The organism is Rhodococcus gordoniae (assembly GCF_001646655.1).
GTDB lineage: Bacteria > Actinomycetota > Actinomycetes > Mycobacteriales > Mycobacteriaceae > Rhodococcus > Rhodococcus gordoniae.
The window spans coordinates 26,588-51,936 of the sequence record NZ_LPZN01000014.1; the positions used below are offsets into that span (position 1 = coordinate 26,588).

A 25,349-nucleotide genomic window follows, 5' to 3' on the forward strand; every position below is an offset into this window, starting at 1 on the left:
GCCTCGTATTATTGTCAACAATCCTCGAGGCTGAGGGAACTCTCGACGAAGCCGAGGGACCGTATGGAACTGAACATTCCCGAATTCGAAGGTCCTCTGGCTCAGCGGGGCATCGGTGTGATCGCACCCTTCGATCTCGCTCTGGAACGAGAATTGTGGCGATGGGCGCCGCTCGAGGTCAGCCTGCACCTCGCTCGGACCCCCTACGAACCGGTGCCGGTGAGTCGTGCCATGGCCGAACTGGTCTCCGACCGCCGGCACCTGATGGTCGCGACCCGCGACGTCCTGTCGGTGGAACCGGAAGTCGTTGCGTATCTGTGTACCTCGGGAAGTTTCGTCAACGGGGTGACCTACGAGAAGGCCCTGTGCGACGCGATCTGCGAGGCGGGCGCCTCGTGCGCGGTGACGACCTCCGGCGCGCTCCTCGAAGCGCTCCGGAAGCTCGACCTCACCCGCATCTCGGTGATCACTCCCTACGACCGGGAACTCACCGACCTGCTGCGCGACTTCCTGGACGAAGCCGGGACCGAGGTCGTCCGATCGTCGCATCTCGGCCTGGGCGGCGGCATCTGGAAGGTCAACTACCGCACCATCGCCGAACACATCATCGGGGCCGACACACCCGATGCGCAGGCGATCTTCGTCAGTTGCACCAACCTGCCGACCTACGACCTGATCGCACCGCTCGAACGGGAACTCGGCAAGCCGGTCCTCACGGCCAACCAGCTCACCATCTGGGCGTGCCTCGGCCGGATGAAACTGCCCATGACCGGGCCCGGGAAATGGTTGAGAGGAGTCTTCTGAATGCATCGTGCCCGCCCGACCGTCGGGATCGTCTACCCGGATCATGCCGCCGAGGACGACTATCCGTTCGCCGCAGAACTCCTGGGGGTGAACCTGCCCGTCGCCCACATCTACGGCACCGACCTGCATGCCGTTCCCGAACTCCTCGACCTGGGGAGCCCCGCCAGGCTCGCCGGAGGGGCGGCACAGTTCGCGGGTGAGCGCCTCGACGCCCTCGTGTGGGCGTGCACGTCGGGCAGCTTCGTCTACGGGCCCGAGGGGGCACGCACTCAGATCGAGCGGCTCTCCCGGGCTGCCGGGGGTGTGCCCACGACGAGCACCGGCATCGCGTTCGTCGCCGCGATCCGGTCGCTCGGGATCACCCGGACGGCCGTGGCGGCGAGTTATCCGCGCGATGTCGCCGACCTGTTCGTCGCCTTCCTCGCGGACGTCGGCATCGACATCGTGTCGCTCGCGGATGCCGGCATCGACACCGCCGCCGAGGTCGGCGCCCTGACCGGGGAGGCGGTGCTCGACTTCGTGCGAACCAACGATCACCCCGACGCCCAGGCGGTGCTGGTGCCCGACACCGCGATGCACACGCTGCGGATCGTGCGGGAGCTCGAGAAGGAGACCGGCAAACCGGTCCTCACCGCCAACCAGGTCACCGTATGGCACGGCCTGGAACTCGCCGGATATACAGTGGGATGCCCGGAGCTGGGCTCGCTGTTCGAGGAGGATGCCGATCATGGTGCTCGGTGATCTGGGAGATCTACGTCCTGTCACCCGTCCGTCCACGGCCGAGCTCATCGCCGAGCAGATCAGGTCGGCCATCGTCCGGGGCGTGCTCGCCCCCGGCGCGCAGCTGGGCGAAGCCGAACTCGCGGCGCACTTCCAGGTCTCCCGTGGGCCGCTGCGGGAAGCCATGCAGCGGTTGCTGTCCGAAGGACTGCTCTACAGCATCCGCAATCGCGGGATCTTCGTCACCCAGCTCACCTTCGACGACGTCGTCGACATCTACCGCAGCCGCCGGGTCATCGAGGGTGGCGCCCTCGACCTGGTGCTGAACGGCCGTCGCGAGCAGACGTGGAAGGCTCTCGAACTCGCGATCGACGAGATGCGCACCGCCGCCGAGCGCGAGGACGCCACCGGTGTCTCGGACGGCGACCGTCGTTTCCACGAGATCCTCGTGTCGAGCGCGGAGAGTCCGCGGCTCGTGCGGGCTGCCCGTACCCTGCTCGTCGAGACACGAATGTGCCTCGGCGCGTTGCAGACCACCTATCCCGACCTGCACGTGCAGGTGGACGAGCACGTCGTGCTCCGGGAGGCGATCCGTACCGCCGACCGGGACGATGTGCGGCGACTGCTCGACGAGCACCTGCACGACACGGTCACCCGGCTCCGCGAGCGTCAGGACGTCGACGGCGTGATCGCCTCGAGCTGATGCCGGTCAGTCGGGTGGGGTGAACGACGACAGGGCCGTCGCGGCGATGTAGTCCGCGGCGTCCTTCGTCGACAGTCGTCCGGCGGCGACTTCGACTGCGGCGCAATGGACCAGGCTGTGCAGAACGGATGCCAGCCAGAGTGACGGCAGGTCGGTGCGGAAGACCCCCTCGGCTCGACCGCGATCGATGAGGGCGGTCGCGCGGGCGAGCAGGCCGTCGTGGGCGGCACGGACCTCCTCGGCGGGCAGCGCTTGTCCGGCGGCGGCGAGCAGTGCCCCTGCGTCCGCGGTCAGCGACCACGAACCGGTGATCAGGCGGCGCAGGGCGTCGCGTGGGTCGCCGGCGAGGTCGATCCGGTCCACGGTCTCCTCCGCCTCGGCGAGCGCGCGGTGCACCACCGCCGTGACGAGTTCTGCGCGAGTGGGGAAGTGGCCGTAGAGCGTGACGCGACCGACGCCGGCGGTCTCGGCGATCTCCCCGATGCTCGCGTCGGGGTTGCGGCTCAGAGAGATCCGTGCGGCCTCGAGAATCGATTCGATGTTCCGTTCGGCGTCCGCGCGTTTCCTGACGCGGGGGGAGCCCGGTCGGACGGCTTCGGATCGGGGGGATGTCTTACCGGTGGTCACGGATCCTCCTCTTGTCGAACACCGGTGTTCAGGTTACGCTGGACGACAAATCGAACATCACTGTTCAACTTAGGCGGATCGCCATGACGAGTTCCGGCATCACCACCGTCCCCGTGGATCGACCTGCGGCGGGCGCCGGCCCGAAGGTGCTGCTACGAGGGGTGTTGCGTCGGTGGCCGAGCCTCGTCGCGGTCGCCCTCGCCGCCTTCGTCCTCGCGGACGGGGGAACCGACTTCCCGGCGATCCTGACCGGCGCGGCGCTCGTCTATCTCGGTGCGGCCGTACTGGGCCGCCGCAGTACGGCCTGGCCGTTGTTCCTCGGCGCCGTCGTGCTGATCGGGATCGGCAAGGTCGCCGTCGTCGCCTTCGGCATACCGGTGCCGGTCACCGGGGTGATGGTCGCTCTCGGTGCCGCCGGCGCCGTCTACGGGCTCGCGCGCACCCCGGCCGGCCGGACGATGCTCGTCGGGCCGTCGGCCGTGGCCATGCTCGGATTCGGGGCCGTCGCGGTGGCTGCGCTGATGCTCGCTCCCGTCCCGGCCGGAGTGGTCGTCGGACTCGGACTGCTCGGCCACGCTGCGTGGGACTGTCTTCACTTCCGGCGGAACACCGTGGTCGCTCGCTCGCTGGCGGAGTTCTGCGGCGTACTCGACACCCTCCTGGGTGTCGCGGTGATCGTTCTCGCCGTGACGGGCGCGCTCTCCTGAGCGCGGTGGTCGTCGTCGGACGACGGTCGCGTCGCCGAAGGTCATCCGCAGGTCGGGTATCGACGACGAGGCGAGTGCGCGGCGGGGCAGGCCCAGCGAACGCAGTTCGTCGGCGATCGGATGAGTACCCAACCGCAGGGTCGCGCCGCCGAACCGGGTGCGCACCCCGCTCGGGTTCATCTCCCAGACCGTGCGCCGGGTGATGCCGTCGATGTGCGAATACGCGGCGAGCGACGCGGCGAGACCTTTGCCGGGGACGGGAATTCCTGGCACTACCGTCAATTCGGCGATCAGCGCTCCGTCCGCGGAGACCGAACCGCGTCCGGTACTGCTGTCGTGGTCGACGTCGAAGTCGGCGAGGGTCTTGGGGAAGCCCCAGATGCCGCGTCCGGCCGCGAGGGTGAAGTCCCCGTCGACGGGCAGGTGGTGGATGAGTGCACCGGCGCGCCCGCCGAGGAGGCTCCGCCAGTCTCCGATGATGCCGTCTCCGCGGTCGGGATGATCGCGGACGAGGAAGCACACCCCGAACTCGTTGTACGGACCGAGATCCCCGTCGACGTAGTCCACGAAGACGAGAGTGCAGATCCCGTGACCCGGCCGGTACTGCAGGATCTCGAGCCCGGTGTGGGCGACGAGTTCCTGCGCGGGGTGCACGGGAACGGAGAACATCCCCATGAACGCCGTGGCGGTCCGGACTTGCACGGGCATCGTGACCGGTCTGCCCAACACGAGATGCGTCGTCGTCTCGCTCATCGCTGCCTTCCGGAAGTCGGACGTGCGCACTCCAGTAATGAGAACACGTTCCAATTATGGAGGGAAGGGATCAGGCCGGTGCGCCGATGTTCATCTCGTCGGGATGCGCGCCCACCCGGGTGCCGTCGTCGAGGGTGTCGAGTTCGCTGAGGTCGAGTTCGTCGAGTTCGAAGTCGAAGACGTCGATGTTCTGGGAGATGCGCTGCTCGTGTACCGACTTCGGGATGACGATCAGACCGTTCTGCAGGTGCCAGCGGATGAGCACCTGCGCGGCCGACTTGCTGTGACGATCGGCGATACGGGTGACGATCGGATCGACGAGCAAGGTGTTCGGCTTCGAGTTCGGACCCCACCCCGAGTTGCTCGTGCCCCCGAGCGGGCTCCACGACTCCACGGCGATGCCGTGTTCGGACGCGAACCTGCGGATCCCCTGCTGCGGCAGATGCGGATGCAACTCCACCTGATCCACCGCCGGCAACAGTCCGCCGCGATCGACCAGCACCTGCAGATGGTGCGGTTCGAAATTGCACACCCCGACCGCCTTCGCGCGACCCGACTCGGCGATCTTCTCGAGCGCGTCCCAGGTACGCAGGATCCGCTCACGGTCCTGCAGCGGCCAATGGATGAGGTACAGGTCGACGTACTCGGTGCCCAGCTTCTTCAGGCTCGTGTCGAAGGCCTTCAGCGCCGGTTCGTAACCCTGATCCGAATTCCACAGCTTCGTGGTGACGAAGATGTCCTCGCGCGGCACCGGCGATGCGGCGAGCGCGCGACCGACGCCCTCCTCGTTGCCGTAGGCCGCGGCCGTATCGATGTGCCGGTAGCCGGCCTCGTCGATCGCGTATCGGACCGCGCGTTCGGTCTCGTCGTTTGTGGCCTGCCAGACACCCAGGCCCAGCTGCGGGATCGTCGTTCCGGAATTCAGCGTGATCGTGGGAGGTGTCATCTCTCCGACGTTAGCGAGCCACCGCGGCGGGCGCGAGCAATCCCGGATGATCAGGGGTTCCGGACCGCGGATACCGGGGAATCGAGGAGGCTCGTCACCGAAGGGTCGGGTCGGTGACGCGGTCGCCGCTCCCGGCGGTGCGGAAGACCGTGTCGGCGGCATCGGCGAGCGGATCGGCGGGCCGGACGTCGACGATGCGGTCGTAGACGATGCCTCCGTCGGGACACCACACCAGGACCCGCCGGGGACCGGGGTCGACGAAGTGCGCGATCATCGTCCCCGACGGTTCCACCGGCAGGCTCCGGGTGTTCCCGTTCGCGTCGGGGTCGACCCGGCAACTCTCCGGATGGACCGGCACACCGTGCACGGTCACCATGATCCGGGTGCGTCCCGGGACGACCTCCGCGGTCGCTGCGGCCCCGGCCACGCCCGGCGTGGCCAGGGTGATCGCAGCGGCGGACAGGACGGCGGCGGCACTCGCGTATCGGACTCTCATGTATCTCCTTCCGCAGGGATCGCCGCCGACGATATTGCTCAGGCCGAGATTGCGCCCAGGTATTCGCGAGGTTGCCCGAACAGCTGGGCGCTGCCGTGCGCCCGTTTGAAGAACAACTGTGCGTCGTGCTCCCAGGTGATCGCGATCCCGCCGTGAAGCTGCACGGCCTCGGCGGCGACCTGCTGGAGAGCTTCCGAGCAGTAGATCTTCGCGGCGTACGCGTCCTGCGGATCCTGCGACAGTGCCGCCGCGTAGGACATCGAACGTGCGGTCTCCACCAGTGCGTACATGTCGGCCATGCGGTGCTTGAGCGCCTGGAAGGAGCCGATGACGCGTCCGAACTGCTTGCGGTTCTTCGTATACTCGACGGTCAGGTCGAGTACCGCCTGCGCGGCGCCGACCTGCTCGGCGGACAGGGCGATCGCGGCGGCCACCCGCAGCCGGTCGACGAGATCGTCGGACGACGACAGGCGACGACCGGTCACCGCGGAGAACGACACCTCCGCGAGGGCACGCGTGGGATCCATCGTGGGCACGCGGCGTCGCATCACCCCGTCGGCATCCGGATCGACCTCGAAGAGGGCTACCGAGTCGCCGTCGGCCGCGAGAACGAGCAGGACGGACGCGGTGTCACCTCCGAGCACGTAGTGCGCGGTACCGGTCAGCACGTCCCCGTCGGTGCTCACTCCGGGACACTGCCATCCGGCGGCCGACGCCCAGCACACCGCCACGACCTCGCCGGCCGCGATGCCGGGAAGCAGGCGCGCCGCCGCGTCGGTATCACCGGACGACAGCACGGCCTGCGCCGCGAGGACCGCCGAACCCAGGAAGGGGGAGGGCGTGAGCGTGCGGCCGAGTTCCTCGAGCACCACGTGGGTTTCGACCCACGACGCACCCACACCGTCGTATTCCTCCGGGACGGCGAGGGCTGCGACACCGATCTGCTCGACGAGCATCGTCCACAGGTCGCCGTCGTAACCGTCGGCGGTGGTGATCGCGCGCCGGACGGCAGCCGAATCGGAATGCTTGGAGAGCAGGGTACGCACCGATTCCCTCAGTGCGGCACGCTCTTCCGTTTCGAACGTCACGACGCCTCGCTCTCGAGTGCCGCGACCACGCGTGCCCGGTGCTCGTCGGGGGTGCCCCACGCGGTGACGAGCGCGCGGACCTTCGTGATCCACAGCGACAGATCGTATTCCTGGGTGTAACCGATGGCGCCGTGCACCTGCAGGGCCGTGCGCGCCGCGAGGTACGCGGCGTCGCCGCACGCGACCTTGGCGGCCGAGACGTCGCGGGCCGCGGTGGGCAGACCGTCGCGGACGGCGAGCGCGGCGCCGTGCAGCAACGGACGCGCCATCTCGAGTGCGACCGCCACCTCGGCGAGGTGGTGCTTGACCGCCTGGAAGGAACCGATGGCCCGCCCGAACTGCTTGCGCTGCTGAGCGTATTCGACCGTGGTGTCGAGCAGCGTCCGGCCGAGGCCCTGCAATTGGGCGGCCGCGGCGAGCACACCGATGTCGAAGGCTGCGGCGGTGTCGCAGGATCCGAGGGACTCGGTCGGGGTGAGCGAGGCGAGCGTCCGGGACCGGTCGACCGACCTGCGTGATTCTCCGGCGGTGCCCACCGAGACGGTGCCGTCGGCGACGTGCAGCGCGAGATCGGTGACGTGCGCGTCCACCGCATAGGGAACGTGCGGGAGCATCGCGACCGTGGCGAGGGAACCCGCCGCGAGCAGCGCGAGCCGTTCCGGTGCCACGGATGCGAGCAGGGCCGGGGCCACCGCGACGGTCTCCACCACCGGGCCCGGCACGGCGTGGCGGCCGAGTTGTTCGACGGCGACGACGAGATCGACCGCGTCGGCGCCGAGTCCGTCGTGTTCCTCGGCCACGAGCAGGCCGTTGATGCCCGTCTCGGCGAGTCGCTGCCACACCTGCAGACCGGGAGCCGTGTCGCCGTCGTTCCAGGCGCGGATCACGGCGGGCATGTCCGATTTGGTGAGCAGGGCATCGATACTGGACGCGAAGTCCTCATGGGACTCGTCGAGTGCGAATCTCATCGGTCACCCCTCGGGAGGCCGAGCAGTCGCTCGGCGATGACGTTCTTCTGGATTTCGTTGGTGCCGGCGTAGATCGGTCCCGACAGGGAGAACAGGTAACCGTCGGTCCAGCCATCGGCAAGTTCCGCGTCGGGACCCTGCAGGTCGAGCGCGGTCTCGTGAGTGGCGATGTCCCAGTCGGACCAGAACACCTTGTTGATCGACGATTCGGCGCCGAGCTGCCCACCGGCCTGCAGCCGGGTCACGGTGGCCCAGGTCGACAGCTCGTAGGCACGAGCGCCGATCCAGGCGTCGGCGACGCGGTTACGGAGGGCGGGATCGCCGTGCAGGGCGGAGTCGCGGTAGGAGCGCAGCAACCGGTCGGTGGCGGCGAGGAAGCGACCCGGCGAACGCAGCGACAGCCCGCGTTCGTTGGACGCCGTGCTCATCGCGACACGCCAGCCCTCGTTCACCCCACCGATGACGCCGGACTCACCGGGCTTCTCGGGGTCGTCGGGCACGAAGACGTCCTCGAGGAAGATCTCCGCGAAACCGGGTTCGCCGTCGAGCTGCGGGATGGGCCGGACCGTGACCCCTTCGGCCCGAAGGTCGAACATGAAGTAGGTGATTCCCTTGTGGCGCTGAGCTTCCGGATCGGACCGGAACAGGCCGAAGCCCATGTCGGCGTAGGAGGCGCGCGAGCTCCACGTCTTCTGGCCGTTGAGCAGCCAGCCGCCGTCGACCTTCGTGGCCGTCGAACGCAGCGACGCGAGGTCCGAACCCGATTCCGGCTCCGACCAGGCCTGCGCCCAGATGTCGTCGGCGCGGGCCATGCGGGGCATGATGCGTGCGAGCTGCTCGGGGTGCGCGTGCTCGAACAGAGTGGGGGCGAGCAGGAAGATGCCGTTCTGGCTCACACGTCCGGGTGCGCCCGAACGGTAGTACTCCTCCTCGAAGACCACCCACTGTTCGAGCGTCGCATCGCGGCCACCGAGTTCCTCGGGCCACGAGACGACCGCCAGCCGTGCGTCGGCGAGCTGTCGTTCCCACTCACGGTGCTGTTCGAAGCCTTCCGCGGTGTCCATCGACTTCAGCGGTGTGCTGGGAACGTTCGCCTCGAGGAAGGCGCGCACCTCGTCGCGGAACGCGACGGTGGCATCGTCGAGTTCGAGATTCACTACTTGGACCCTTCCTGGACCGGGCGCGCGCTCGCGGCCATCGACTTGGCGTTCATGCCGCCGAGAGAGTCGGTGCCGACCTCGGCGTTGTACGAATGGGCGAAGTGGTGCAGCCCGAAGACCGAGTCCATGCCGTTGCGCATGCCCATCTGGTCCTCGCACTGGTTGACGGCACGCTTGGTGAGCGCGAGACCGAAACGGGGCATCTCCGCGATGCGGGCGGCGAGGGCGAGGGTCTCGGACTCGAGCTGCTCACGCGGGACGACACGGTTGACCATGCCGACCTCGTACGCGCGCTGCGCCGAGAAACGATCGCCGGTGTAGAGGATCTCCTTCGCGAAACGCGTCCCGAGGACCCACGGGTGGGCGAAGTACTCGACACCCGGGATACCCATGCGCACGACCGGGTCGGAGAAGAAGGCGTCGTCGGACGCGACGATGAGATCGCACACCCAGGCCAGCATCAGGCCGCCGGCGATGCACGCACCCTGCACCGAGGCGATGGTGGGCTTGGGGATCTCACGCCAGCGGCGGCACATCCCCAGGTACACCTCCATCTCACGCGCGTAGCGCTGGTCGCCGCCCTCCTTGTCGACGTGGTCCCACCACATGACGGCCTTGTTCTCGTAGTGGACGTGATGGTCGCGGCCCGGGGTGCCCAGATCGTGACCGGCGGAGAAGTGCTTGCCGTTGCCGGCCAGCACGATCACCTTCACCTCGTCGTCCTCGACGGCCTTCTCGAAGGCCGCGTCGAGGGCGTAGGTCATGACCGAGTTCTGGGCGTTGCGATAGTCGGGTCGGTTGAGAGTGACGATCGCGATGCCGTCGCGCACCTCGTAGGTGACGACATCGGGTTCGTACGGGACGGTCATGACTTCTCCTCACGCAGAACGTTCTTCAATACCTTGCCGGACGGGTTTCGGGGCAGCGCATCGACGAACCGTACCGAGCGCGGTGCCTTGAAGTTGGCGAGTTTCTCTCTGGCATACGCGATCACGTCGTCCTCGGTGAGGGGATGCCCGTCCAGCGGGACGACGAAGGCGCGTCCCACCTCGCCCATGCGCCCGTCGGGAACACCGATCACGGCGACCTCGTGTACACCCGGCAGGCGCAGGAGGGCCGCCTCGACCTCGGCGGGATACACGTTGAATCCGCCGCTGATGTACATGTCCTTGAGCCGGTCGGTGATGTCGAGATAACCGCGGTCGTCGAGGACACCCACATCACCGGTGTGGAGCCAGCCGTCCTCGTCGATCGTCTTCGCGGTGGCTTCGGGGTCGTCGAGATAGCCCAACATCACATTGGGGCCGCGCAGGAGGATCTCGCCCTTGTCGCCGATGCGTACCTCGAAGTCGGCGGTGGCGCGACCCGACGAGGTCGACACGGTCACGGGATCGTCGTCGATACGGCACATCGTGGCCACCACGGCTTCGGTCTGCCCGTAGGCGGTGAGCACCGCGTCGAAGCTCAGCTCGGTCTGCATACGTTCGACGAGGGAGACGGGCACGGGTGCGGCGCCGGTGACGGCGATGCGCAGGTTGCTCAGGTCGTAGTCGTCGCGACGCGGGTGGTCGAGGATGCTCTGGTAGATCGTCGGTGCGCCGGGCAGCACACTGATGTTCTCCTGCGCGACGATGGCCATGACCTTCTCGGTGTCGAAGACCGCCATCGGCACGACGGTGGAGCCGGCGAGCAGCGCGGCGACGAAACCCGCCTTGTAGCCGAAGCTGTGGAAGAACGGGTTGATGATCAGGTAGTTGTCGTCGGGGGTCAGCGCGGCGCATTCGGCCCAGGCCTGTGCGACACCGATCAACTGACGGTGTGCGCTCAGGACGCCTTTGCTGCGGCCTGTCGTGCCGGATGTGAAGAGGATGTCGCACACGTCGTCGGGCCGTACCGATCGCGCGCGCTCGTCCGCCTGCTCGAGCAATCGCTCCGTGGCAAGACCGAGGAAGTCCTCCCACTCGAAGACATCGCCGCGCGGGGTGTCGTTGCCACCCAGTGGGATTCGTATCACCGTGGGAACGGTGAGGTCGGGCGCGGCCTCACACAGGGCAGCGAATCGGTCGGAGCCGAGGAAGTCGCCCGCGACGACGAGGGCGGCGGCCCGCACGCGTTCGACGATGTCGGCTGCCTCGCTGCCGGTGTACCGGGTGTTGACGGGGACGACGACCCCACCCGCCCAGTGCACGCCCAGTGCGGCGACCTCCCAGTGGAAGGTGTTCGGGGACCAGATCGCGACGCGCTCACCGGGTTGCAGACCCCGTGCCACGAGCGCGGCAGCGAAAGCCCGGACGTGTTCGTGCAGTCGAGCGAAACTCAATCGGATGTCGCCGTCGACGAGGGCGCACCGGTCGGCGTGGTCGCGGACGGCACGGTTGAGGGCGGCCGGCGTGGTTCCGGGTGTTGTGTTCACGTAGCTCCCTACCTAGCAATTGCTTGGTAGGTTATCGTACAGACGTGCACGAGAGCGAGAGCCAGGACAATGCGGAGTTCGCAGCCACCGTACGACAGTGGCTCGAAGACAACCTGACCGGCGAGTTCGCCGAGCTCAGGGGGAAGGGTGGGCCCGGAAGCGAACACGAATTCTTCGATCAGCGACTCGCGTGGGACCGCCACCTGGCGGCCGCCGGATGGACCTGCATCGGGTGGCCCACCGAGTACGGCGGTCGCGGTGCGAGCATGGATCAACGGGTGATCTTCCACGAGGAGTACGCGAAGGCGAACGCGCCCGCACGCGTCAACCACCTCGGTGAGGAACTGCTCGGCCCCACCCTCATCGCCTTCGGGACCGAGGAGCAGAAGAAGCGCTTCCTGCCCGGGATCCGCAACGTCACCGAACTGTGGGCGCAGGGATACTCCGAGCCGGGCGCCGGCTCCGACCTCGCCAACGTCTCCACCACCGCGCGCCTCGAAGGCGACAAGTGGGTGATCAACGGCCAGAAGGTCTGGACGTCGCTCGCCCACGTCGCGCAATGGGCGTTCGTCGTCGCCCGGACCGAACCCGGCTCGACCCGCCACCACGGTCTGAGCTTCCTGCTCGTCCCGCTCGATCAGCCCGGCGTGACGGTGCGGCCCATCCAGCAGCTCACCGGTACCTCCGAGTTCAACGAGGTCTTCTTCGACGACGCCGTCACCGACGCCGACCTCGTCGTCGGTGCCCCCGGCGACGGGTGGAAGGTCGCGATGGGTCTGCTGACCTTCGAACGCGGCGTCTCGACGCTCGGTCAGCAGATCGGCTTCGCCCGCGAGCTCGACGGCGTCGTCGAGATCGCCCGCGGTAACGGGGCGTTCGACGATCCGCACATCCGCGAACGGATCGCACGCGCGCGAATCGGGTTGCGTGTCATGCGCGCTCACGCGCTACGTACACTCGGCGACGCCGACCCCGGACAAGCCTCGGTCGCGAAGTTGCTGTGGGCCGGCTGGCACCGTGACCTCGGGGAGCTGGCGATGGACGTGCAGGGCGCGTCGTCGCTCGTCGGACCGGACCACGACCATGCCGGGACTCCTTCCGACCTCACCGATCCCGAGCATCTCGAACTCGCGGAGTGGCAGCGCCTGTTCCTGTTCACCCGCGCCGACACCATCTACGGCGGATCCAACGAGGTCCAGCGCAACATCATCGCCGAGCGTGTGCTCGGCCTTCCCCGGGAGGCACGTCCGTGACCGTTTCACCCCACACCACCTCGCCCCTCGCGACCCCGCCCGCCGAGACCCCCGGTCACGGCCTCCTCGCCGGTAAGAAGGTCGTCGTCACCGCCGCGGCCGGCACCGGGATCGGATTCTCGTCCGCACGGCGGGCGCTGCTCGAGGGTGCCGATGTGCTGATCTCCGACTTCCACGAGCGTCGTCTCGGGGAGGCCGCGGACAAGCTGGCCGCGGAATTCCCGGAACAGCAGGTCGCGTCGATCGTGTGCGACGTCTCGTCCACCGAACAGGTCGACGCCCTGATCAGCGGTGCGGCCGAGACTCTCGGGCGTATCGATGTGCTGATCAACAATGCCGGTCTCGGCGGTGAGACCCCGGTCGTGGACATGACCGACGAGCAATGGGATCGCGTCCTCGACATCACCCTCACCAGCACCTTCCGCGCGACCCGCGCGGCACTGCGGTACTTCCGCTCGGTCGATCACGGCGGTGTGCTGGTCAACAACGCGTCGGTGCTCGGCTGGCGCGCGCAGCACTCGCAGGCGCACTACGCGGCGGCGAAGGCCGGCGTCATGGCACTCACCAGGTGCTCCGCGATCGAGGCCGCCGAATACGGTGTGCGCATCAACGCCGTCGCCCCGTCCATCGCCCGGCATCCCTTCCTCGCGAAGGTCACCAGCGAGGAACTGCTCGACAATCTGGCCGCCGGTGAGGCGTTCGGACGGGCTGCGGAGGTCTGGGAGGTCGCGGCGACGATCGCGATGCTCGCCAGCGACTACACGACCTATCTGACCGGCGAGGTCGTGTCGATCTCCTCGCAGCGCGCGTGACCGCGTCCGTGCGCGGTTCCCGTCACGCCTGCGCTCGGGAACCGCGCACGGCAGCTTGAAAGGATGTCTCCATGACTCCATCCCGCGACGACACCAACGGCAAGTCCGGACGCCGTGCCGAACTGCTCGACATCGCCGCCGATCTGTTCGCCTCCCGCGGTGTCAGAGCAACCACCGTGCGCGACATCGCCGACGCGGCGGGAATCCTCTCCGGCAGCCTCTACCACCACTTCGACTCCAAGGAGTCCATGGTGGACGAGATCCTGCGCGCGTTCCTCGACGACCTGTTCGACCGGTACCGCAAGATCGTCGCGTCCGGTCTTTCTTCCCGCGACACCCTCGCGGCACTCGTGACGACCTCCTACGACGCGATCGACAAGTCGCATCCGGCAGTGGCCATCTATCAGGGCGAGGCCAAGCATCTCGAAGGGGAGCGTTTCGCGTACATCGCCGAACTCCACATCGAGTTCCGAGAGCTGTGGGTGGGGGTGATCGAACGCGGTGTCGCAGACGGCTCGTTCCGGCCGGACGTCGACGTCGAACTCGTCTTCCGGTTCCTGCGCGACACGGTCTGGGTCGCGGTCCGCTGGTACCGGCCGGGGGGGCCGCTCAGTATCGAACAGGTTGCCCAGCAGTATCTCTCCATCGTTCTCGACGGACTGTCGAACCAGAATTCCAGTTAAGGAGCAGCAATGACCGAGGTCTACATCGTCGACGCGGTACGCACCCCGATCGGCAAGAAGAACGGCGGTCTGTCCGGCGTGCATCCGGCCGATCTCGGCGCGCACGTCATCAAGGCCGTCGTCGAGCGCACGGGTATCGACCCGGCCGACGTCGACGACGTGGTCTTCGGCTGCGTCGACGCCATCGGTGGGCAGGCCGGCAATATCGCCCGTACCTCGTGGCTCGCCGCCGGTTACCCGCAGCACGTGCCGGGCGTGACCGTCGACCGTCAGTGCGGGTCGAGCCAGCAGGCGCTGCACTTCGGAGCCCAGGCGATCCTCAGCAACACCGCCGACCTCATCATCGCCGGCGGCGTGCAGAACATGTCGCAGATCCCGATCTCCGCGGCCATGATCGTCGGCCAGCAGTACGGTTTCGACACCCCCTTCGGCGGGTCGACCGGCTGGACCGAGCGTTACGGCAGCGACGAGGTCTCCCAGTTCAAGGGCGCCGAGATGATCGCCGAGAAGTGGGACCTCAGCCGTGAGGAACTCGAGAAGTGGGCGTTGCAGAGCCACGAGCGCGCCAAGGCGGCCATCGCCGAGGGTCGCTTCGAGAACGAGATCGTGCCGCTCGGCGACGCCGCCGTCGACGAAGGACCGCGCGAGACCAGCCTCGAGAAGATGGCCTCGCTGCAGACCCTCGTCGAAGGGGGCCGTCTGACCGCGGCGGTCGCGAGCCAGATCTCCGACGGTGCGTCCGCGGTGCTGCTCGCCTCGGACGAGGCCGTGAAGAAGTACGGCCTGAAGCCGCGCGCCCGCATCCACCATCTCAGCGCCCGCGGCGACGACCCGATCTTCATGCTCACCGCTCCGATCCCGGCGACGCAGTACGCGCTCGAGAAGACGGGTCTGACGATCGACGACATCGATCTGATCGAGATCAACGAGGCCTTCGCGCCCGTCGTCCTGGCGTGGATCAAGGAGATCGGCGCCGACCCGTCGAAGGTCAACGTCAACGGTGGTGCGATCGCCCTCGGCCACCCGCTCGGCGCGACCGGCACCAAGCTCATGGGGACGCTGCTCAACGAACTCGAGCGCACCGGTGGCCGCTACGGCCTGCTCACCATCTGCGAGGGTGGCGGCACCGCCAATGTGACCATCATCGAACGCGTCTGATCTGCTCCTTCACCTCCGCGCGCCCGTTCGTCATCCGCTACAGCGATTGCTGTAGCGGATGGACAGCGGGCGCGCGGATGTATGGTCCGGCACTCGGGTGGCGTCTACCCTCGAAGCATGTGCCGGAACATCACGGGGCTGCGCGGGCTCGAGCCGGCTGCGACCGCCGAGGAGATCGAAGCGGCCGCACGGCAGTACGTCCGTAAGGTCAGCGGAATCACCACACTCTCCGATGCCACGCGTGAACCCTTCGAACAGGCCGTCGCCGAGGTCACCGCGACGACCACTCGGCTGCTCGGGGCGCTTCCCGCGCGGCGGCAACCGCCGCCGACGGTTCCGCCGCTTCGGCGACCCGAGGTACGCGCGAGGATCGCCGCACGCGGCTGACCCGCGACCGGGTCGTCGAGTCGTGGTACAGCGGGTGGCGCCGGTCCGGAACGGTACGGAACTCGAACGTCGGCCCGCTCGGCGGTGATCACCTCGCATACCCGCGACCGGCGCATGTGCTGCGCTCGGAGACGGCGTATCGAGACATGCAAGTCCCGTCGGCGAACCGGCCGGGTCGGGTAGCGTCACGTTGGTCAGCAGCGTGCACGTTGTCGAGGACCGTAACGGGCGGTATACGGAGTCGCGACGGTCCTGGTGAGGAGCCGATATGGCCGTCGATCCGGCGTCGAGAACGAGCGAAGTCGAGTACCTCCGGACCGATCCCGATCTTCCACCGGTCGGTGTCGTCGACCGGACACCGATCTCGCCCACCGCGCGCATCGTCTTCCTCGTGCTCGCGATTCTCGGTGCGGTCGCGTGGTCGATCATCGCGCTGGTGCGCGGTGAGGAGATCAACGCGGTCTGGTTCGTCATCGCCGCCGTGTGCACCTATCTCGTCGCCTACCGCTTCTACGCGAAGTTCATCGAACGCAGGATCGTGCAGCCACGCGACGATCGTGCGACACCCGCAGAAGAACTGGAGAACGGCAAGGACTACATGCCGACGGACCGTCGGGTGTTGTTCGGCCACCACTTCGCCGCCATCGCCGGCGCCGGCCCGCTCGTCGGCCCGGTTCTCGCCGCCCAGATGGGCTATCTGCCCGGCACGATCTGGATCATCGTCGGTGTCGTCTTCGCCGGTGCGGTCCAGGACTTCCTCGTCCTGTGGATCTCGTCGCGCCGCCGCGGCCGCAGCCTCGGTCAGATGGCCCGCGAGGAACTCGGACCGATCGGTGGCGTCGCGGCCCTGATCGCGGTCTTCGTCATCATGATCATCCTCATCGCGGTGCTCGCGCTGGTGGTCGTGAATGCGCTCGCCGACAGCCCGTGGGGACTGTTCTCGATCGCGATGACCATCCCCATCGCGTTGTTCATGGGGGTCTATCTCCGGTACCTGCGACCCGGCAAGGTCGCGGAAGTGTCGCTGATCGGCGTCGTCCTGTTGCTCGTCGCGATCATCGCGGGCGGCTGGGTCGCCGAGACCGACTGGGGGACGAACTGGTTCACCCTGTCCCCGGTGACGATCTCGTGGTTGATGATCGCCTACGGATTCGCGGCGTCGGTGTTGCCGGTCTGGCTGCTGCTCGCCCCGCGCGACTACCTCTCGACCTTCATGAAGGTGGGCACGATCGTCCTGCTCGCGATCGGGATCCTCGTCGCACGACCGAACCTGGAGATGCCCGACGTCACGTCGTTCGCGATCGACGGTGATGGTCCGGCGTTCGCGGGATCGTTGTTCCCGTTCCTGTTCATCACCATCGCCTGCGGTGCACTCTCGGGCTTCCACGCCCTGATCTCGTCGGGCACCACACCGAAGCTGATCGAGAAGGAGAAGCAGATCCGGCTCATCGGCTACGGCGGCATGCTCACCGAGTCGTTCGTCGCGATCATGGCACTGGTCACCGCCTGCATCATCGACCAGCACCTGTACTTCACGCTCAACGCCCCTGCGGCCCTGACCGGCGGCACCCCCGAAACCGCAGCGGCCTACGTCAACGGTCTCGGGCTGGGTGCGCCCGACATCACGCCCGAACAGATCTCCGCCGCTGCCGAATCGGTCGGCGAGGAATCGATCATCTCCCGCACCGGCGGCGCACCGACGCTCGCCTTCGGCATGTCGCAGGTGCTCAGCGACCTGTTCGGAGGCGACAGCCTCAAATCGTTCTGGTACCACTTCGCGATCATGTTCGAGGCGCTGTTCATCCTCACCACCGTCGACGCGGGAACGCGTGTCGCGCGGTTCATGCTGTCGGACTCGCTCGGCAACTTCGGCGGTCCGGCCCGCCGCTTCAAGGATCCGTCCTGGCGCCCCGGTGCGTGGCTGTGCTCCGCGGTGGTCGTCGGCCTGTGGGGTGCGATCCTGCTGATGGGCGTCACCGACCCCCTGGGCGGTATCAACACTCTGTTCCCGCTGTTCGGCATCGCCAACCAGTTGCTCGCCGCCATCGCCCTGACGGTCGTGCTCACCATCGTCGTGAAGAGGGGGCTGGTGAAGTGGGCGTGGATCCCCGGTGTGCCGCTGGTGTGGGATCTGATCGTGACCATGACGGCGTCGTGGCAGAAGATCTTCTCCGGCGACCGCGCGGTCGGTTACTGGGCGCAGCACCGGGCCTTCGTCGACGCAAAGAACTCCGGCGCGACCACTTTCGGTTCGGCGAAGACGGCCGACGAGATCGACGCCGTCATCCGCAACACGTTCATCCAGGGCACCCTGTCGATCGTGTTCGCGGGTCTCGTACTGATCGTCGTCACAGCCGGTGTGGTGGTGTGCATCAGATCGGTGCGGGCCGGAGGTATGCCCACCACCGAGACACCCGACGTACCGTCGAAGATATTCGCGCCCGCGGGTTTCGTGCCGACCGCGGCCGAGCGGGAACTGCAGAAGGAGTGGGACGAGCTGATCGCATCCGGCAGGGTCCGCGCCCCGGGCGCCGCACACACCCACGCCTCGCGGCATCGCGACGGGGACGGAGGTGGGTCGTGATCACGGCACTGCGTCGCGCGTGGTGGTGGGTCGGGGCGGTCATGGGCGACCACGACTACGCGAGGTACGTCGAACTGCACCGCCGCCTGCATCCCGATCGGCCGCCGCCGAGCGAACGCGACTACTGGCGTGAGCGGCATGCCGCAGCGGATGCGAACCCGGCAAGTCGATGCTGTTGAGCGGGGGAGGACGGGTATGACGCCGTACGAATCGATCGGCGTCGAGACGCGCGATCGGGTGACGACCGTGATCATGGACCGCCCCGAGCGCCGGAACGCGGTCGACGGTCCGATGGCCGCCGAGCTGGCCCACGCGTTCAGGACATTCGACGCAGACGCTGCCGCCGATGTGGCGGTCCTCTACGGGGACGGCGGAAACTTCTGTGCAGGAGCGGATCTCGAAGCGATCGGTACCGACCGGCAGAACGTTCTCGGCGCGGACGGCGACGGTCCGATGGGACCGACGCGTCTGGTGCTCTCCAAGCCGGTGATCGCGGCGGTGGAAGGCTACGCGGTTGCCGGTGGACTCGAACTGGCGATCTGGTGCGATCTGCGCGTCGTCTCCGCCGACGCGGTGTTCGGTGTCTTCTGCCGCCGGTGGGGAGTGCCGTTGATCGACGGCGGCACCGTTCGGCTGCCCCGCCTGATCGGCACGAGCCGGGCCATGGACATGATCCTGACGGGTCGACCCGTCGGTGCGGCGGAAGCGCGCGAATTCGGTCTGGCCAACCGTGTGGTCGAACCCGGAACCACACGCGACGCCGGCGAACACCTGGCGCGGGAGATCGCCGGATTCCCGCAGACCTGCATGCGCAACGACCGTCGGTCGGTCCACGAACAGTTCGGCCGCTCCGAATCCGAGGCGCTCGGATTCGAATTCGCCATCGGGATGGAGTCCGTCGGAAGCGACACCGTCGCTGGGGCCGCGCGGTTCGCCTCCGGCGAGGGCCGCCACGGTTCGTTCTCCTGATCCGGTCCCGGCCACGGATCAGGCGATCAGGCCCCGTTCGCGTGCGGCCACCACCGCGGCGGTGCGGTTGTCCACATCCAGTTTGGTGAAGGCATGCACCAGATGAGATTTCACGGTCGCCTCGCTGACGAAGAGCTGTTTCGCGATTGCGCGATTCGACAACCCTTCGGCCACGAGCGAGAGCACCTCGATCTCACGGGCGCTGAGGTCGGCGCGGGGCTGCTGCATGCGGCGGTAGAGGCGCCGGGCCACGTCCGGATCCAGGACCGTCTCCCCACGGGCCGCCGCGAACACCGATTCGATCAGCACTTTCGGGTCGGTGTCCTTGAGGAGATAACCTGCCGCACCGGCCTCCACCGCACGCAGAATATCCGCGTCGGTGTCGTAGGTGGTGAGCACGACGACCCTCGGCGGATCGGCCGCCGCCACGATCCGGGCGGTCGCCTGCGCCCCGTCGATCCCCGATCCCAGACGCAGATCCATCAACACCACATCCGGTTTCGCGGCAGCCGCCGACGCCACGGCCTCCTCACCCGACGATGCCTCCGCCACCACCACGACGTCGTCGTGCGACGCCAGCAACGCGCGCAGTCCCGCCCGCACCACCGGGTGATCGTCGACGAGCAGTACACGCACCGCGCTCATGCGACCCGACCGACCGGAAGGGTTGCGGCAACCGCAGTTCCGTCTCCGGGCGCCGATTCCACGACGAGTGTGCCGCCCAGTTCGGCCAGTCGTTCCCGCATCGACCGCAAGCCGAATCCACCATCCTGACGTTGATCGAATCCGATACCGTCGTCGACGATATCGAGCCGCACTTCGTCGGTGGCGTAGCTCAATGTCACCCGCACCCGACGGGCCCGCGAATGCAGCCGCACGTTCGCGAGGGCGCTCTGGGCGACACGCAGCAAGGCGACGTCGAAGTCCATCACGAGCGAGACCGGCTCGCCGTCGGTGAGCAGCTCACCGCTGATCCCGGTCTGCTGCTCGAGTTGCTCGAGCAGGCGCCGCAGTGCGGATTCGAGCGGCGCGGACTCGAGTGCAACCGGTGCGAGCGCGTCGACCACTCGGCGGGCCTCGACCAGATTCTGCTGCGCGGTGTCCGCTATCTGCACGAAGATCGCGGCGGGGTCGTCGGACGCGCGCTGCCCGGCACGAGAGAGCAGCAGGATGGACGAGAATCCCTGCGCCAGTGTGTCGTGGATGTCGCGCGCGAGGCGGGAACGTTCGGTCAGTGCGCCCGCTTCCCGTTGCAGCGCCACCAATTCGTCCTGCGCGCCGAGCAGTTCGCGGTGCGCCTCGGTGAGCTCGTCCACCAACTGTTGTCGCTGCGCGGACTGCCGCACCAGCTGCTGATAGACGACGGCCATGCCGGCAGCGGCTGCCGCTCCGAACACCGGACCGAGAATCGAGGCAACCGTGTTCGTGGTGCCGTGCCACAGGGTCGCCGCGATCGCCGCCGCGGTCAGTACGCTCGTCACCGTCAACGCGACCGGAGTGGAGAACAAGGGGAAGCACAAGAAGAACAACGCGAACGCCAGCCAGACGAAGTTGACCTCCGCCACCACGAGTGCCAGCCATCCCAGTGCAAGCGCCGCGAACCAGATCTGTCCCCATCGGCGCTGTACCGGCTCCCCGTTCTCGAAGCCCTTACGTCGCGCGAACAAGATTCCGAAGACGTACCATCCCGCCACCACGACAGCGAGCACGATGATCGGAACGGGATGAGCACTGTCGGCAACCGTGCGTACGACACCCACCGCGAGAAGCAGGAAGAACAGGAGATGGGCGCCGAGCTGCATGGCGCGCAGCACCGGCAGGGCCCCGCCCGCGTGGGACACATCGGAACTCCGCATCTCGCCACTCTAGTCCCGCCGTCCGCCACCGTGCCGTACCGATCCTGGGTCTCCGACTTTCGATGGATGAGCGCACTCGACCCATGCGCGGCGCCCGGGATACCCCTTCGGCGACGCTGGATGCATGTTCCTCGGTCCCCGAGATCTCCGTTGCGCCGAAGGCCGATTCACCTCGACGACCTCGGCGCTGTCGGGGCTTTCGCTCGTTACCTGCTCCGGGATGCACTCGGTCGGAGCGCGATCGTGCTAGTACTCGGATCCGGACCGGGAAACCTGACTGCCATCGGGCTGGAAGCGATTGCGTCACAGTCCGTTCCCACTGGCGATCTCCATCACCACCGTTTCGTTTCTCGCTGTCGTCGTGACAGGCATGATCGGTGCGGCAGATCCGGTCCGCTTCCGAACACAGTTCCCTGAATCCGTGGGGAACTACTGTGACGCGGTCTCGGGAATCCTCCTGACCGGGCCCTGGGCCGGGCTTCGGCGGAGTAGGGTCGATTCCCGGACCGCGGGAGGCATCGTGAACGACCCAGCACCTGTTTCCGGCGAGGCGTGGCCGAGCCTGCGCACGGCGGAATGGACCGACACCCGGGACACGCTTCACATGTGGTTGCAGATCGTCGGCAAGATCCGCATGGCCCATTCACCGATGGTCAACCACTGGTGGCAGACGACGCTGTACGTCACGCCACGAGGGCTGGGCACCTCGTCGATTCCGTACGAGCACTCCGTCTTCGACATGGAGTTCGATTTCTTCGAACACCGCCTGCACATCCGGGCGAGCGACGGCCGCAGTCGTTCCGTCCCTCTGGTCGCGCAACCGGTCGCGGACTTCTACAGCCGCACCTTCACGGCTCTGGACGAGCTGGGTATCGCGACCCGGATCCAGGCTACGCCCAACGAGGTGGACCCGGCGATCCCGTTCACCCAGGACCGTGAGCACGATTCGTACGATGCCGAGGCGGCCCATCTCTTCTGGCGGCAACTCGTGCAGGCGCATCGTGTCCTGCTCCGGTTCCGAGCAGAATTCCTCGGCAAGGTCAGTCCGGTGCACTTCTTCTGGGGTGCGATGGACCTCGCATGCACCCGATTCTCCGGGCGCCCTGCTCCGCCCCATCCCGGGGGAATCCCGAACTGTCCCGACGCAGTGATGAGGGAGGCCTACTCCCACGAGCTCAGCAGCTGTGGATTCTGGCCCGGCGGTGGGGACGAAGGCGCGTTCTATTCGTACGTCTACCCTGCACTGGAGGGCTTCGCCCAGTACCCGGTGCGCCCCGACGCCGCTCACTACGCTGCCGAACTGGGGGAGTTCGTGCTGCCCTACGAGGCGGTGCGGACCGCGGCCGACCCCGACGCGGAACTGTTGCAGTTCCTGCGCAGCACCTACGACGCTGCCGCCGAGCTCGGCGGCTGGGATCGTGGCAACCTGAGCGCGCTCGCCGCCGAGTAGCGGACGCTGGCGTCGATCGAGACCGTCGTCGTTGTTATTCGACAACGACGCCGGTCTCGACGTGCTCGGGATCGGAATCAGGCGACGGGACGTCCCTGATCGCGCAGGCCGGCAAGGGCGTCGATGCGCTCGACGGCCTCGGCGACGATGCGGTCGATCAGTTCCTGGCAGCTCGGCAGGTCGTCGAGCATGCCCACGACCTGACCGGAAGCCAGTACACCGGCTTCGGTGTTGCCTTCCACCAGGCCGGCCTTGAGGAGCATCGGGGTGTTCGCGGCCATGATGATCTGCTGCCAGGTGCGGTCGCTCGCCTTCTTCATGGCGAGGCCGTCCTTGACGAGGGTCGACCACTTCATACCCGTCATGGCCTTGAACTTCGTCGCGTTCCGTGCGGCTGCGACCAGTCCCTTGGCGTAGCTCGACTTCTCGAGGCTGTTCACCAGTTCGGTGTTGAGCACGCGGTGCGGCATGCCGTCGACCTTGAGCGAGACGGTGGTGTCCTGCAGACCCCGCGCGAGGTACTGCTGCTTCACCGAATCGGGCACCGCGCTGTCGCTCGTGAGCAGGAAGCGCGTGCCCATCGCGACGCCCGCGGCACCGTACGACAGCGCAGCTGCGAGTCCCCGACCGTCGAAGAAACCACCGGCGGCGATCACCGGGATGTCGACGGCGTCGAGCACGCTCGGCAGCAGCAGCGTCGTCGCGACCGGTCCGGTGTGACCACCACCCTCGCCGCCCTGCACGATCACAGCATCCGCGCCCCAGGATGCGACCTTCACGGCGTGCTTCGCCGCACCGATCGACGGCACCACGACGATGCCGTGGTCCTTGAGCTTGGCGATCAGCTCCTTCTTCGGGGCGAGCGCGAACGACGCGACCTTGACCTTCTCGCGGATCAGCAGGTCGATGCGCTCGCCGGCGTCCGAAGCGTCGGCGCGCATGTTGACGCCGAACGGCTTGTCGGTGAGCGACTTGGTCTTCGCGACCGCCGCTTCGAGTTCGGGATAGGTCATCGTCGCCGACGCGAGGATGCCGAGACCACCGGCGTTCGAGGTCGCGGCGGTCAGGCGCGGGCCGGACACCCAGCCCATGCCCGTCTGGACGATGGGATGCTCGATGCCCACGAGCTCCGTCAGGGCTGTGCGCAGGGTGCTCACAGCGCGACCTCACGATCGCGGAATCCCTTGGGGTCGATCACCTCTCGGATGATGCGCAGTTCCTCGGCGGTGGGTTCACGGGTCACACCGGCCTCGTCGAGACCGGCGACCTCGAAGGAGGTGTTCTCGGCGACGGTCGCGGCCTCGACACCCGGGTGCAGGGTCAATGCCCGGAAGGTGTGGCCGGGGCCGCCGAAGTCGAAGACACCGAGGTTGGTGACGACCCGCGGGATGTCCAGGAAGCGGAACGCCGGGTTCTCGGGATCGACCTTGTCGTATCCGACACCGGACACGATGTCGACGGTGTCGACGAACACGCGCGAGGAGTGCTTGCCGACCCAGTAGCTGGTCGCGTGGTTGATGGTGTTGCCGGGAGCACCACGCACACCGAACATCTGACGCGTCGGCTGCTGGAGCGGGCCGAAGGCCGACAGATTCTGGTTGCCGTAGCGGTCGATCTGGTTGGCGCCCATCACCACGTGACGGCGACCCGACGCGACGACGTCGAACACCTTGCGGAACGGCATCCATCCTTCGACCGGTGCCTTCGCTCCGAGAGCCGGGACGTCGGCGAGGATGAGTGCTTCACCGTCGGTGATGAGCAGGTCGGGCTCGGTGGTGAGCTTGGCCAGCCGCGCCCCGATCTGGGGCAGCGTCGCCATCGGGCTCGCCATGATCTCGCCGGCACCGGAGAAGATGTCGGCGCAGGCGATCGCGCAGTACTCGGCGCGGGTCACGGTCTCGGTGGTGGTCATGACTGCTCCTGTGCGAACTTCTGAACTGCGGCCTGATAGTCGTCCTCGCTGCCCGAAAGGAAGCGGTCGACGAATGCCTTCCACGACTCGGGGTCCTTGGCGGACTCGGCGTAGTGGCGCTGGAACTTCTCGTCGCGACCGTAGCTGTCGCCGGCGAGGGTGAAGTGCGCCCCGTTCGGTGCTTCGACGATCCCGTCGACCATCATGCGGTTGAGCAGGAGCTGCTGCAGCGGAACCTCTTTCACGAGCTGCTCGGTCTCGACGATCTTCTCGACGGAGACGTAGCGACGTTCTGCGGCCATGCAGTAGAGGTCGTCGAAGTAGGGGTCCACGCCCTGGTAACCGGCGTTGCCGTGCTTGTCGCCGATGTTGAGGTGCACGAACGACGCGTCGAGGTTCAGCGCCGGCATGGCGATGAGGGTCTCGGTGCCGTCCGGTCCGGGATACGGCGAGGTGACGGTCTTCAGTTCGCCCTCCCAGAAGTCGACCACGGCCGAACCCAGGCCTGCGCGGAGGGGCAGGAACGGCAGGCGCGCGGCGGCGGCTTCCAGGCCGCACTTGACCATGCCCTCGTCCATCTCACGGGCGATGATCTCGCCGCCCGTGCGGGCCTTGGAGAACCACGGGTCGTAGAACGGTGCCGAGTCGAGCGACACGAATCCGTAGTACGCCTTCTTCACCTTGCCCGCCGAACACAGCAGACCCAGATCGGGACCGCCGTAGGTGACGACGGTCAGATCCTTCACGTCCGAACGGAGGATGGCCCGGACGAGGGCCATGGGCTTGCGGCGCGATCCCCAGCCGCCGAGGCCGATGGTCATTCCGCTGCGCAGCTCGCCGACCACGTCGTCGAGCGACATTCTCTTGTCACGCATGGTGTTCCGAACTCCTGGTGGTATG

The 25,349-nt window shown here is 67.5% G+C and carries 25 protein-coding genes and 1 pseudogene; 12 read left to right on the forward strand and 14 right to left on the reverse strand.

Going from position 1 to position 25,349, the window contains the following annotated elements; genetic code table 11:
* Positions 1-63 precede the first annotated feature (63 nt).
* Genes A8G18_RS07910 through A8G18_RS07920 form a run of 3 tightly spaced genes read left to right on the forward strand, consistent with a single transcriptional unit; the run spans position 64 to position 2,227 of the window.
* Positions 64-804 carry a maleate cis-trans isomerase family protein gene (locus A8G18_RS07910; RefSeq protein ID WP_064063429.1) on the forward strand — a complete coding sequence of 247 codons (741 nt, stop codon included), beginning with the start codon at positions 64-66 and terminating at the stop codon, positions 802-804.
* Positions 805-1,545, forward strand: coding sequence for a maleate cis-trans isomerase family protein (locus A8G18_RS07915; RefSeq protein ID WP_064063430.1), 741 nt, complete (start codon positions 805-807; stop codon positions 1,543-1,545). It begins immediately after the preceding gene.
* Entirely contained in the window at positions 1,532-2,227 is a 696-nt protein-coding gene (locus A8G18_RS07920) for a GntR family transcriptional regulator (RefSeq protein ID WP_064063431.1), read from the forward strand. The genes A8G18_RS07915 and A8G18_RS07920 overlap by 14 nt, the downstream gene beginning before the upstream one ends.
* Before the next feature lie 6 nt (positions 2,228-2,233).
* On the opposite strand, the gene A8G18_RS07925 is transcribed toward A8G18_RS07920, so the two are convergent.
* The 9 genes and pseudogenes from A8G18_RS07925 to A8G18_RS07965 all read right to left on the reverse strand — a co-directional run bounded on the left by A8G18_RS07925 (position 2,234) and on the right by A8G18_RS07965 (position 11,385).
* Entirely contained in the window at positions 2,234-2,854 is a 621-nt protein-coding gene (locus tag A8G18_RS07925) for a TetR/AcrR family transcriptional regulator (RefSeq protein WP_064063432.1), read from the reverse strand.
* A gap of 725 nt (positions 2,855-3,579) precedes the next feature.
* Positions 3,580-4,314: pseudogene (locus A8G18_RS07930) on the reverse strand (acetoacetate decarboxylase family protein); the annotation flags it as partial.
* 70 nt (positions 4,315-4,384) lie between these two features.
* Positions 4,385-5,260, reverse strand: a complete 876-nt coding sequence (locus tag A8G18_RS07935) for an aldo/keto reductase (RefSeq protein WP_064063433.1) — start codon at positions 5,258-5,260, stop codon at positions 4,385-4,387.
* Between the two features lie 94 nt (positions 5,261-5,354).
* Positions 5,355-5,756 carry a hypothetical protein gene (locus A8G18_RS07940; protein ID WP_064063434.1) on the reverse strand — a complete coding sequence of 134 codons (402 nt, stop codon included), beginning with the start codon at positions 5,754-5,756 and terminating at the stop codon, positions 5,355-5,357.
* A 38-nt stretch (positions 5,757-5,794) separates the two neighbouring features.
* A complete protein-coding gene (locus tag A8G18_RS07945) occupies positions 5,795-6,844 on the reverse strand; it encodes an acyl-CoA dehydrogenase family protein (protein ID WP_064063435.1) in 1,050 nt (349 codons plus the stop codon).
* Entirely contained in the window at positions 6,841-7,812 is a 972-nt protein-coding gene (locus A8G18_RS07950) for an acyl-CoA dehydrogenase family protein (protein ID WP_064063436.1), read from the reverse strand. Before A8G18_RS07950 ends, A8G18_RS07945 begins: the two co-directional genes overlap by 4 nt.
* Positions 7,809-8,969: an acyl-CoA dehydrogenase family protein gene (locus tag A8G18_RS07955; protein ID WP_064063437.1), complete on the reverse strand. Its 1,161-nt coding sequence runs from the start codon at positions 8,967-8,969 to the stop codon at positions 7,809-7,811. Before A8G18_RS07955 ends, A8G18_RS07950 begins: the two co-directional genes overlap by 4 nt.
* A complete protein-coding gene (locus A8G18_RS07960; RefSeq protein ID WP_016934834.1) occupies positions 8,969-9,841 on the reverse strand; it encodes an enoyl-CoA hydratase in 873 nt (290 codons plus the stop codon). The genes A8G18_RS07955 and A8G18_RS07960 overlap by 1 nt, the downstream gene beginning before the upstream one ends.
* Positions 9,838-11,385, reverse strand: coding sequence for a FadD3 family acyl-CoA ligase (locus A8G18_RS07965; RefSeq protein ID WP_064063438.1), 1,548 nt, complete (start codon positions 11,383-11,385; stop codon positions 9,838-9,840). Before A8G18_RS07965 ends, A8G18_RS07960 begins: the two co-directional genes overlap by 4 nt.
* A 44-nt stretch (positions 11,386-11,429) precedes the next feature.
* Between A8G18_RS07965 and A8G18_RS07970 the strand changes: the two genes are divergently transcribed.
* From A8G18_RS07970 to A8G18_RS08005, 8 genes are all read left to right on the forward strand, one after another.
* A complete protein-coding gene (locus A8G18_RS07970) occupies positions 11,430-12,638 on the forward strand; it encodes an acyl-CoA dehydrogenase family protein (protein WP_064063439.1) in 1,209 nt (402 codons plus the stop codon).
* Positions 12,635-13,450, forward strand: coding sequence for an SDR family oxidoreductase (locus A8G18_RS07975; RefSeq protein WP_064063440.1), 816 nt, complete (start codon positions 12,635-12,637; stop codon positions 13,448-13,450). Before A8G18_RS07970 ends, A8G18_RS07975 begins: the two co-directional genes overlap by 4 nt.
* 71 nt (positions 13,451-13,521) lie before the next feature.
* Positions 13,522-14,133: a TetR/AcrR family transcriptional regulator gene (locus A8G18_RS07980; RefSeq protein WP_016931742.1), complete on the forward strand. Its 612-nt coding sequence runs from the start codon at positions 13,522-13,524 to the stop codon at positions 14,131-14,133.
* A gap of 9 nt (positions 14,134-14,142) precedes the next feature.
* Positions 14,143-15,291, forward strand: a complete 1,149-nt coding sequence (locus A8G18_RS07985) for an acetyl-CoA C-acetyltransferase (protein ID WP_016931743.1) — start codon at positions 14,143-14,145, stop codon at positions 15,289-15,291.
* 117 nt (positions 15,292-15,408) lie between these two features.
* The gene (locus A8G18_RS07990; RefSeq protein WP_064063441.1) at positions 15,409-15,678 is read left to right on the forward strand and encodes a DUF2277 domain-containing protein; all 270 of its coding nucleotides are present in this window, start codon (positions 15,409-15,411) and stop codon (positions 15,676-15,678) included.
* 268 nt (positions 15,679-15,946) lie between these two features.
* Positions 15,947-18,262, forward strand: a complete 2,316-nt coding sequence (locus A8G18_RS07995; protein WP_064063442.1) for a carbon starvation CstA family protein — start codon at positions 15,947-15,949, stop codon at positions 18,260-18,262.
* On the forward strand, positions 18,259-18,441 hold the full coding sequence (locus tag A8G18_RS08000; protein ID WP_172506079.1) for a YbdD/YjiX family protein: 183 nt from the start codon (positions 18,259-18,261) through the stop codon (positions 18,439-18,441). Before A8G18_RS07995 ends, A8G18_RS08000 begins: the two co-directional genes overlap by 4 nt.
* A gap of 16 nt (positions 18,442-18,457) precedes the next feature.
* Entirely contained in the window at positions 18,458-19,231 is a 774-nt protein-coding gene (locus A8G18_RS08005; RefSeq protein ID WP_064063443.1) for a crotonase/enoyl-CoA hydratase family protein, read from the forward strand.
* 18 nt (positions 19,232-19,249) lie between these two features.
* Here the strand turns inward: A8G18_RS08005 and A8G18_RS08010 are convergent, their stop codons facing one another.
* Together A8G18_RS08010 and A8G18_RS08015 are read right to left on the reverse strand one after the other, a co-directional pair.
* Complete coding sequence (locus A8G18_RS08010) at positions 19,250-19,876, reverse strand: response regulator (protein ID WP_064063444.1); 627 nt, start codon at positions 19,874-19,876, stop codon at positions 19,250-19,252.
* Entirely contained in the window at positions 19,873-21,087 is a 1,215-nt protein-coding gene (locus A8G18_RS08015; RefSeq protein ID WP_064063445.1) for a sensor histidine kinase, read from the reverse strand. The genes A8G18_RS08010 and A8G18_RS08015 overlap by 4 nt, the downstream gene beginning before the upstream one ends.
* A gap of 517 nt (positions 21,088-21,604) precedes the next feature.
* Between A8G18_RS08015 and A8G18_RS08020 the strand changes: the two genes are divergently transcribed.
* Entirely contained in the window at positions 21,605-22,537 is a 933-nt protein-coding gene (locus tag A8G18_RS08020; RefSeq protein WP_064063494.1) for a DUF5996 family protein, read from the forward strand.
* 77 nt (positions 22,538-22,614) lie between these two features.
* Here A8G18_RS08020 and ipdC read toward each other — a convergent pair whose 3' ends face one another.
* From ipdC to A8G18_RS08035, 3 genes are read right to left on the reverse strand one after another with little or no spacing between them, the layout of a single operon-like run.
* Positions 22,615-23,694 carry a (3aS,4S,5R,7aS)-5-hydroxy-7a-methyl-1-oxo-octahydro-1H-indene-4-carboxyl-CoA dehydrogenase gene (ipdC, locus tag A8G18_RS08025; protein ID WP_016931751.1) on the reverse strand — a complete coding sequence of 360 codons (1,080 nt, stop codon included), beginning with the start codon at positions 23,692-23,694 and terminating at the stop codon, positions 22,615-22,617.
* Entirely contained in the window at positions 23,691-24,449 is a 759-nt protein-coding gene (gene ipdB, locus A8G18_RS08030; RefSeq protein WP_064063446.1) for a cholesterol ring-cleaving hydrolase subunit IpdB, read from the reverse strand. The genes ipdC and ipdB overlap by 4 nt, the downstream gene beginning before the upstream one ends.
* Positions 24,446-25,324: a CoA transferase subunit A gene (locus tag A8G18_RS08035; RefSeq protein ID WP_198420222.1), complete on the reverse strand. Its 879-nt coding sequence runs from the start codon at positions 25,322-25,324 to the stop codon at positions 24,446-24,448. Before A8G18_RS08035 ends, ipdB begins: the two co-directional genes overlap by 4 nt.
* Between the last annotated feature and the right edge of the window lie 25 nt (positions 25,325-25,349).

Bases quoted from the DNA above. Each gene is read 5' to 3' on its own strand.
- A8G18_RS07935 (WP_064063433.1), bottom strand. From the start codon at position 5,260: ATGACACCTCCCACGATCACGCTGAATTCCGGAACGACGATCCCGCAG.
- ipdB (WP_064063446.1), bottom strand. From the start codon at position 24,449: ATGACCACCACCGAGACCGTGACCCGCGCCGAGTACTGCGCGATCGCC.
- A8G18_RS07915 (WP_064063430.1), top strand. From the start codon at position 805: ATGCATCGTGCCCGCCCGACCGTCGGGATCGTCTACCCGGATCATGCC.
- A8G18_RS07960 (WP_016934834.1), bottom strand. From the start codon at position 9,841: ATGACCGTCCCGTACGAACCCGATGTCGTCACCTACGAGGTGCGCGAC.
- A8G18_RS07980 (WP_016931742.1), top strand. From the start codon at position 13,522: ATGACTCCATCCCGCGACGACACCAACGGCAAGTCCGGACGCCGTGCC.
- A8G18_RS07985 (WP_016931743.1), top strand. From the start codon at position 14,143: ATGACCGAGGTCTACATCGTCGACGCGGTACGCACCCCGATCGGCAAG.
- A8G18_RS07990 (WP_064063441.1), top strand. From the start codon at position 15,409: ATGTGCCGGAACATCACGGGGCTGCGCGGGCTCGAGCCGGCTGCGACC.
- A8G18_RS07950 (WP_064063436.1), bottom strand. From the start codon at position 7,812: ATGAGATTCGCACTCGACGAGTCCCATGAGGACTTCGCGTCCAGTATC.
- A8G18_RS07920 (WP_064063431.1), top strand. From the start codon at position 1,532: ATGGTGCTCGGTGATCTGGGAGATCTACGTCCTGTCACCCGTCCGTCC.
- A8G18_RS08035 (WP_198420222.1), bottom strand. From the start codon at position 25,324: ATGCGTGACAAGAGAATGTCGCTCGACGACGTGGTCGGCGAGCTGCGC.
- A8G18_RS08015 (WP_064063445.1), bottom strand. From the start codon at position 21,087: ATGCGGAGTTCCGATGTGTCCCACGCGGGCGGGGCCCTGCCGGTGCTG.
- A8G18_RS07910 (WP_064063429.1), top strand. From the start codon at position 64: ATGGAACTGAACATTCCCGAATTCGAAGGTCCTCTGGCTCAGCGGGGC.
- A8G18_RS07940 (WP_064063434.1), bottom strand. From the start codon at position 5,756: ATGAGAGTCCGATACGCGAGTGCCGCCGCCGTCCTGTCCGCCGCTGCG.
- A8G18_RS07995 (WP_064063442.1), top strand. From the start codon at position 15,947: ATGGCCGTCGATCCGGCGTCGAGAACGAGCGAAGTCGAGTACCTCCGG.
- A8G18_RS08010 (WP_064063444.1), bottom strand. From the start codon at position 19,876: ATGAGCGCGGTGCGTGTACTGCTCGTCGACGATCACCCGGTGGTGCGG.
- A8G18_RS08005 (WP_064063443.1), top strand. From the start codon at position 18,458: ATGACGCCGTACGAATCGATCGGCGTCGAGACGCGCGATCGGGTGACG.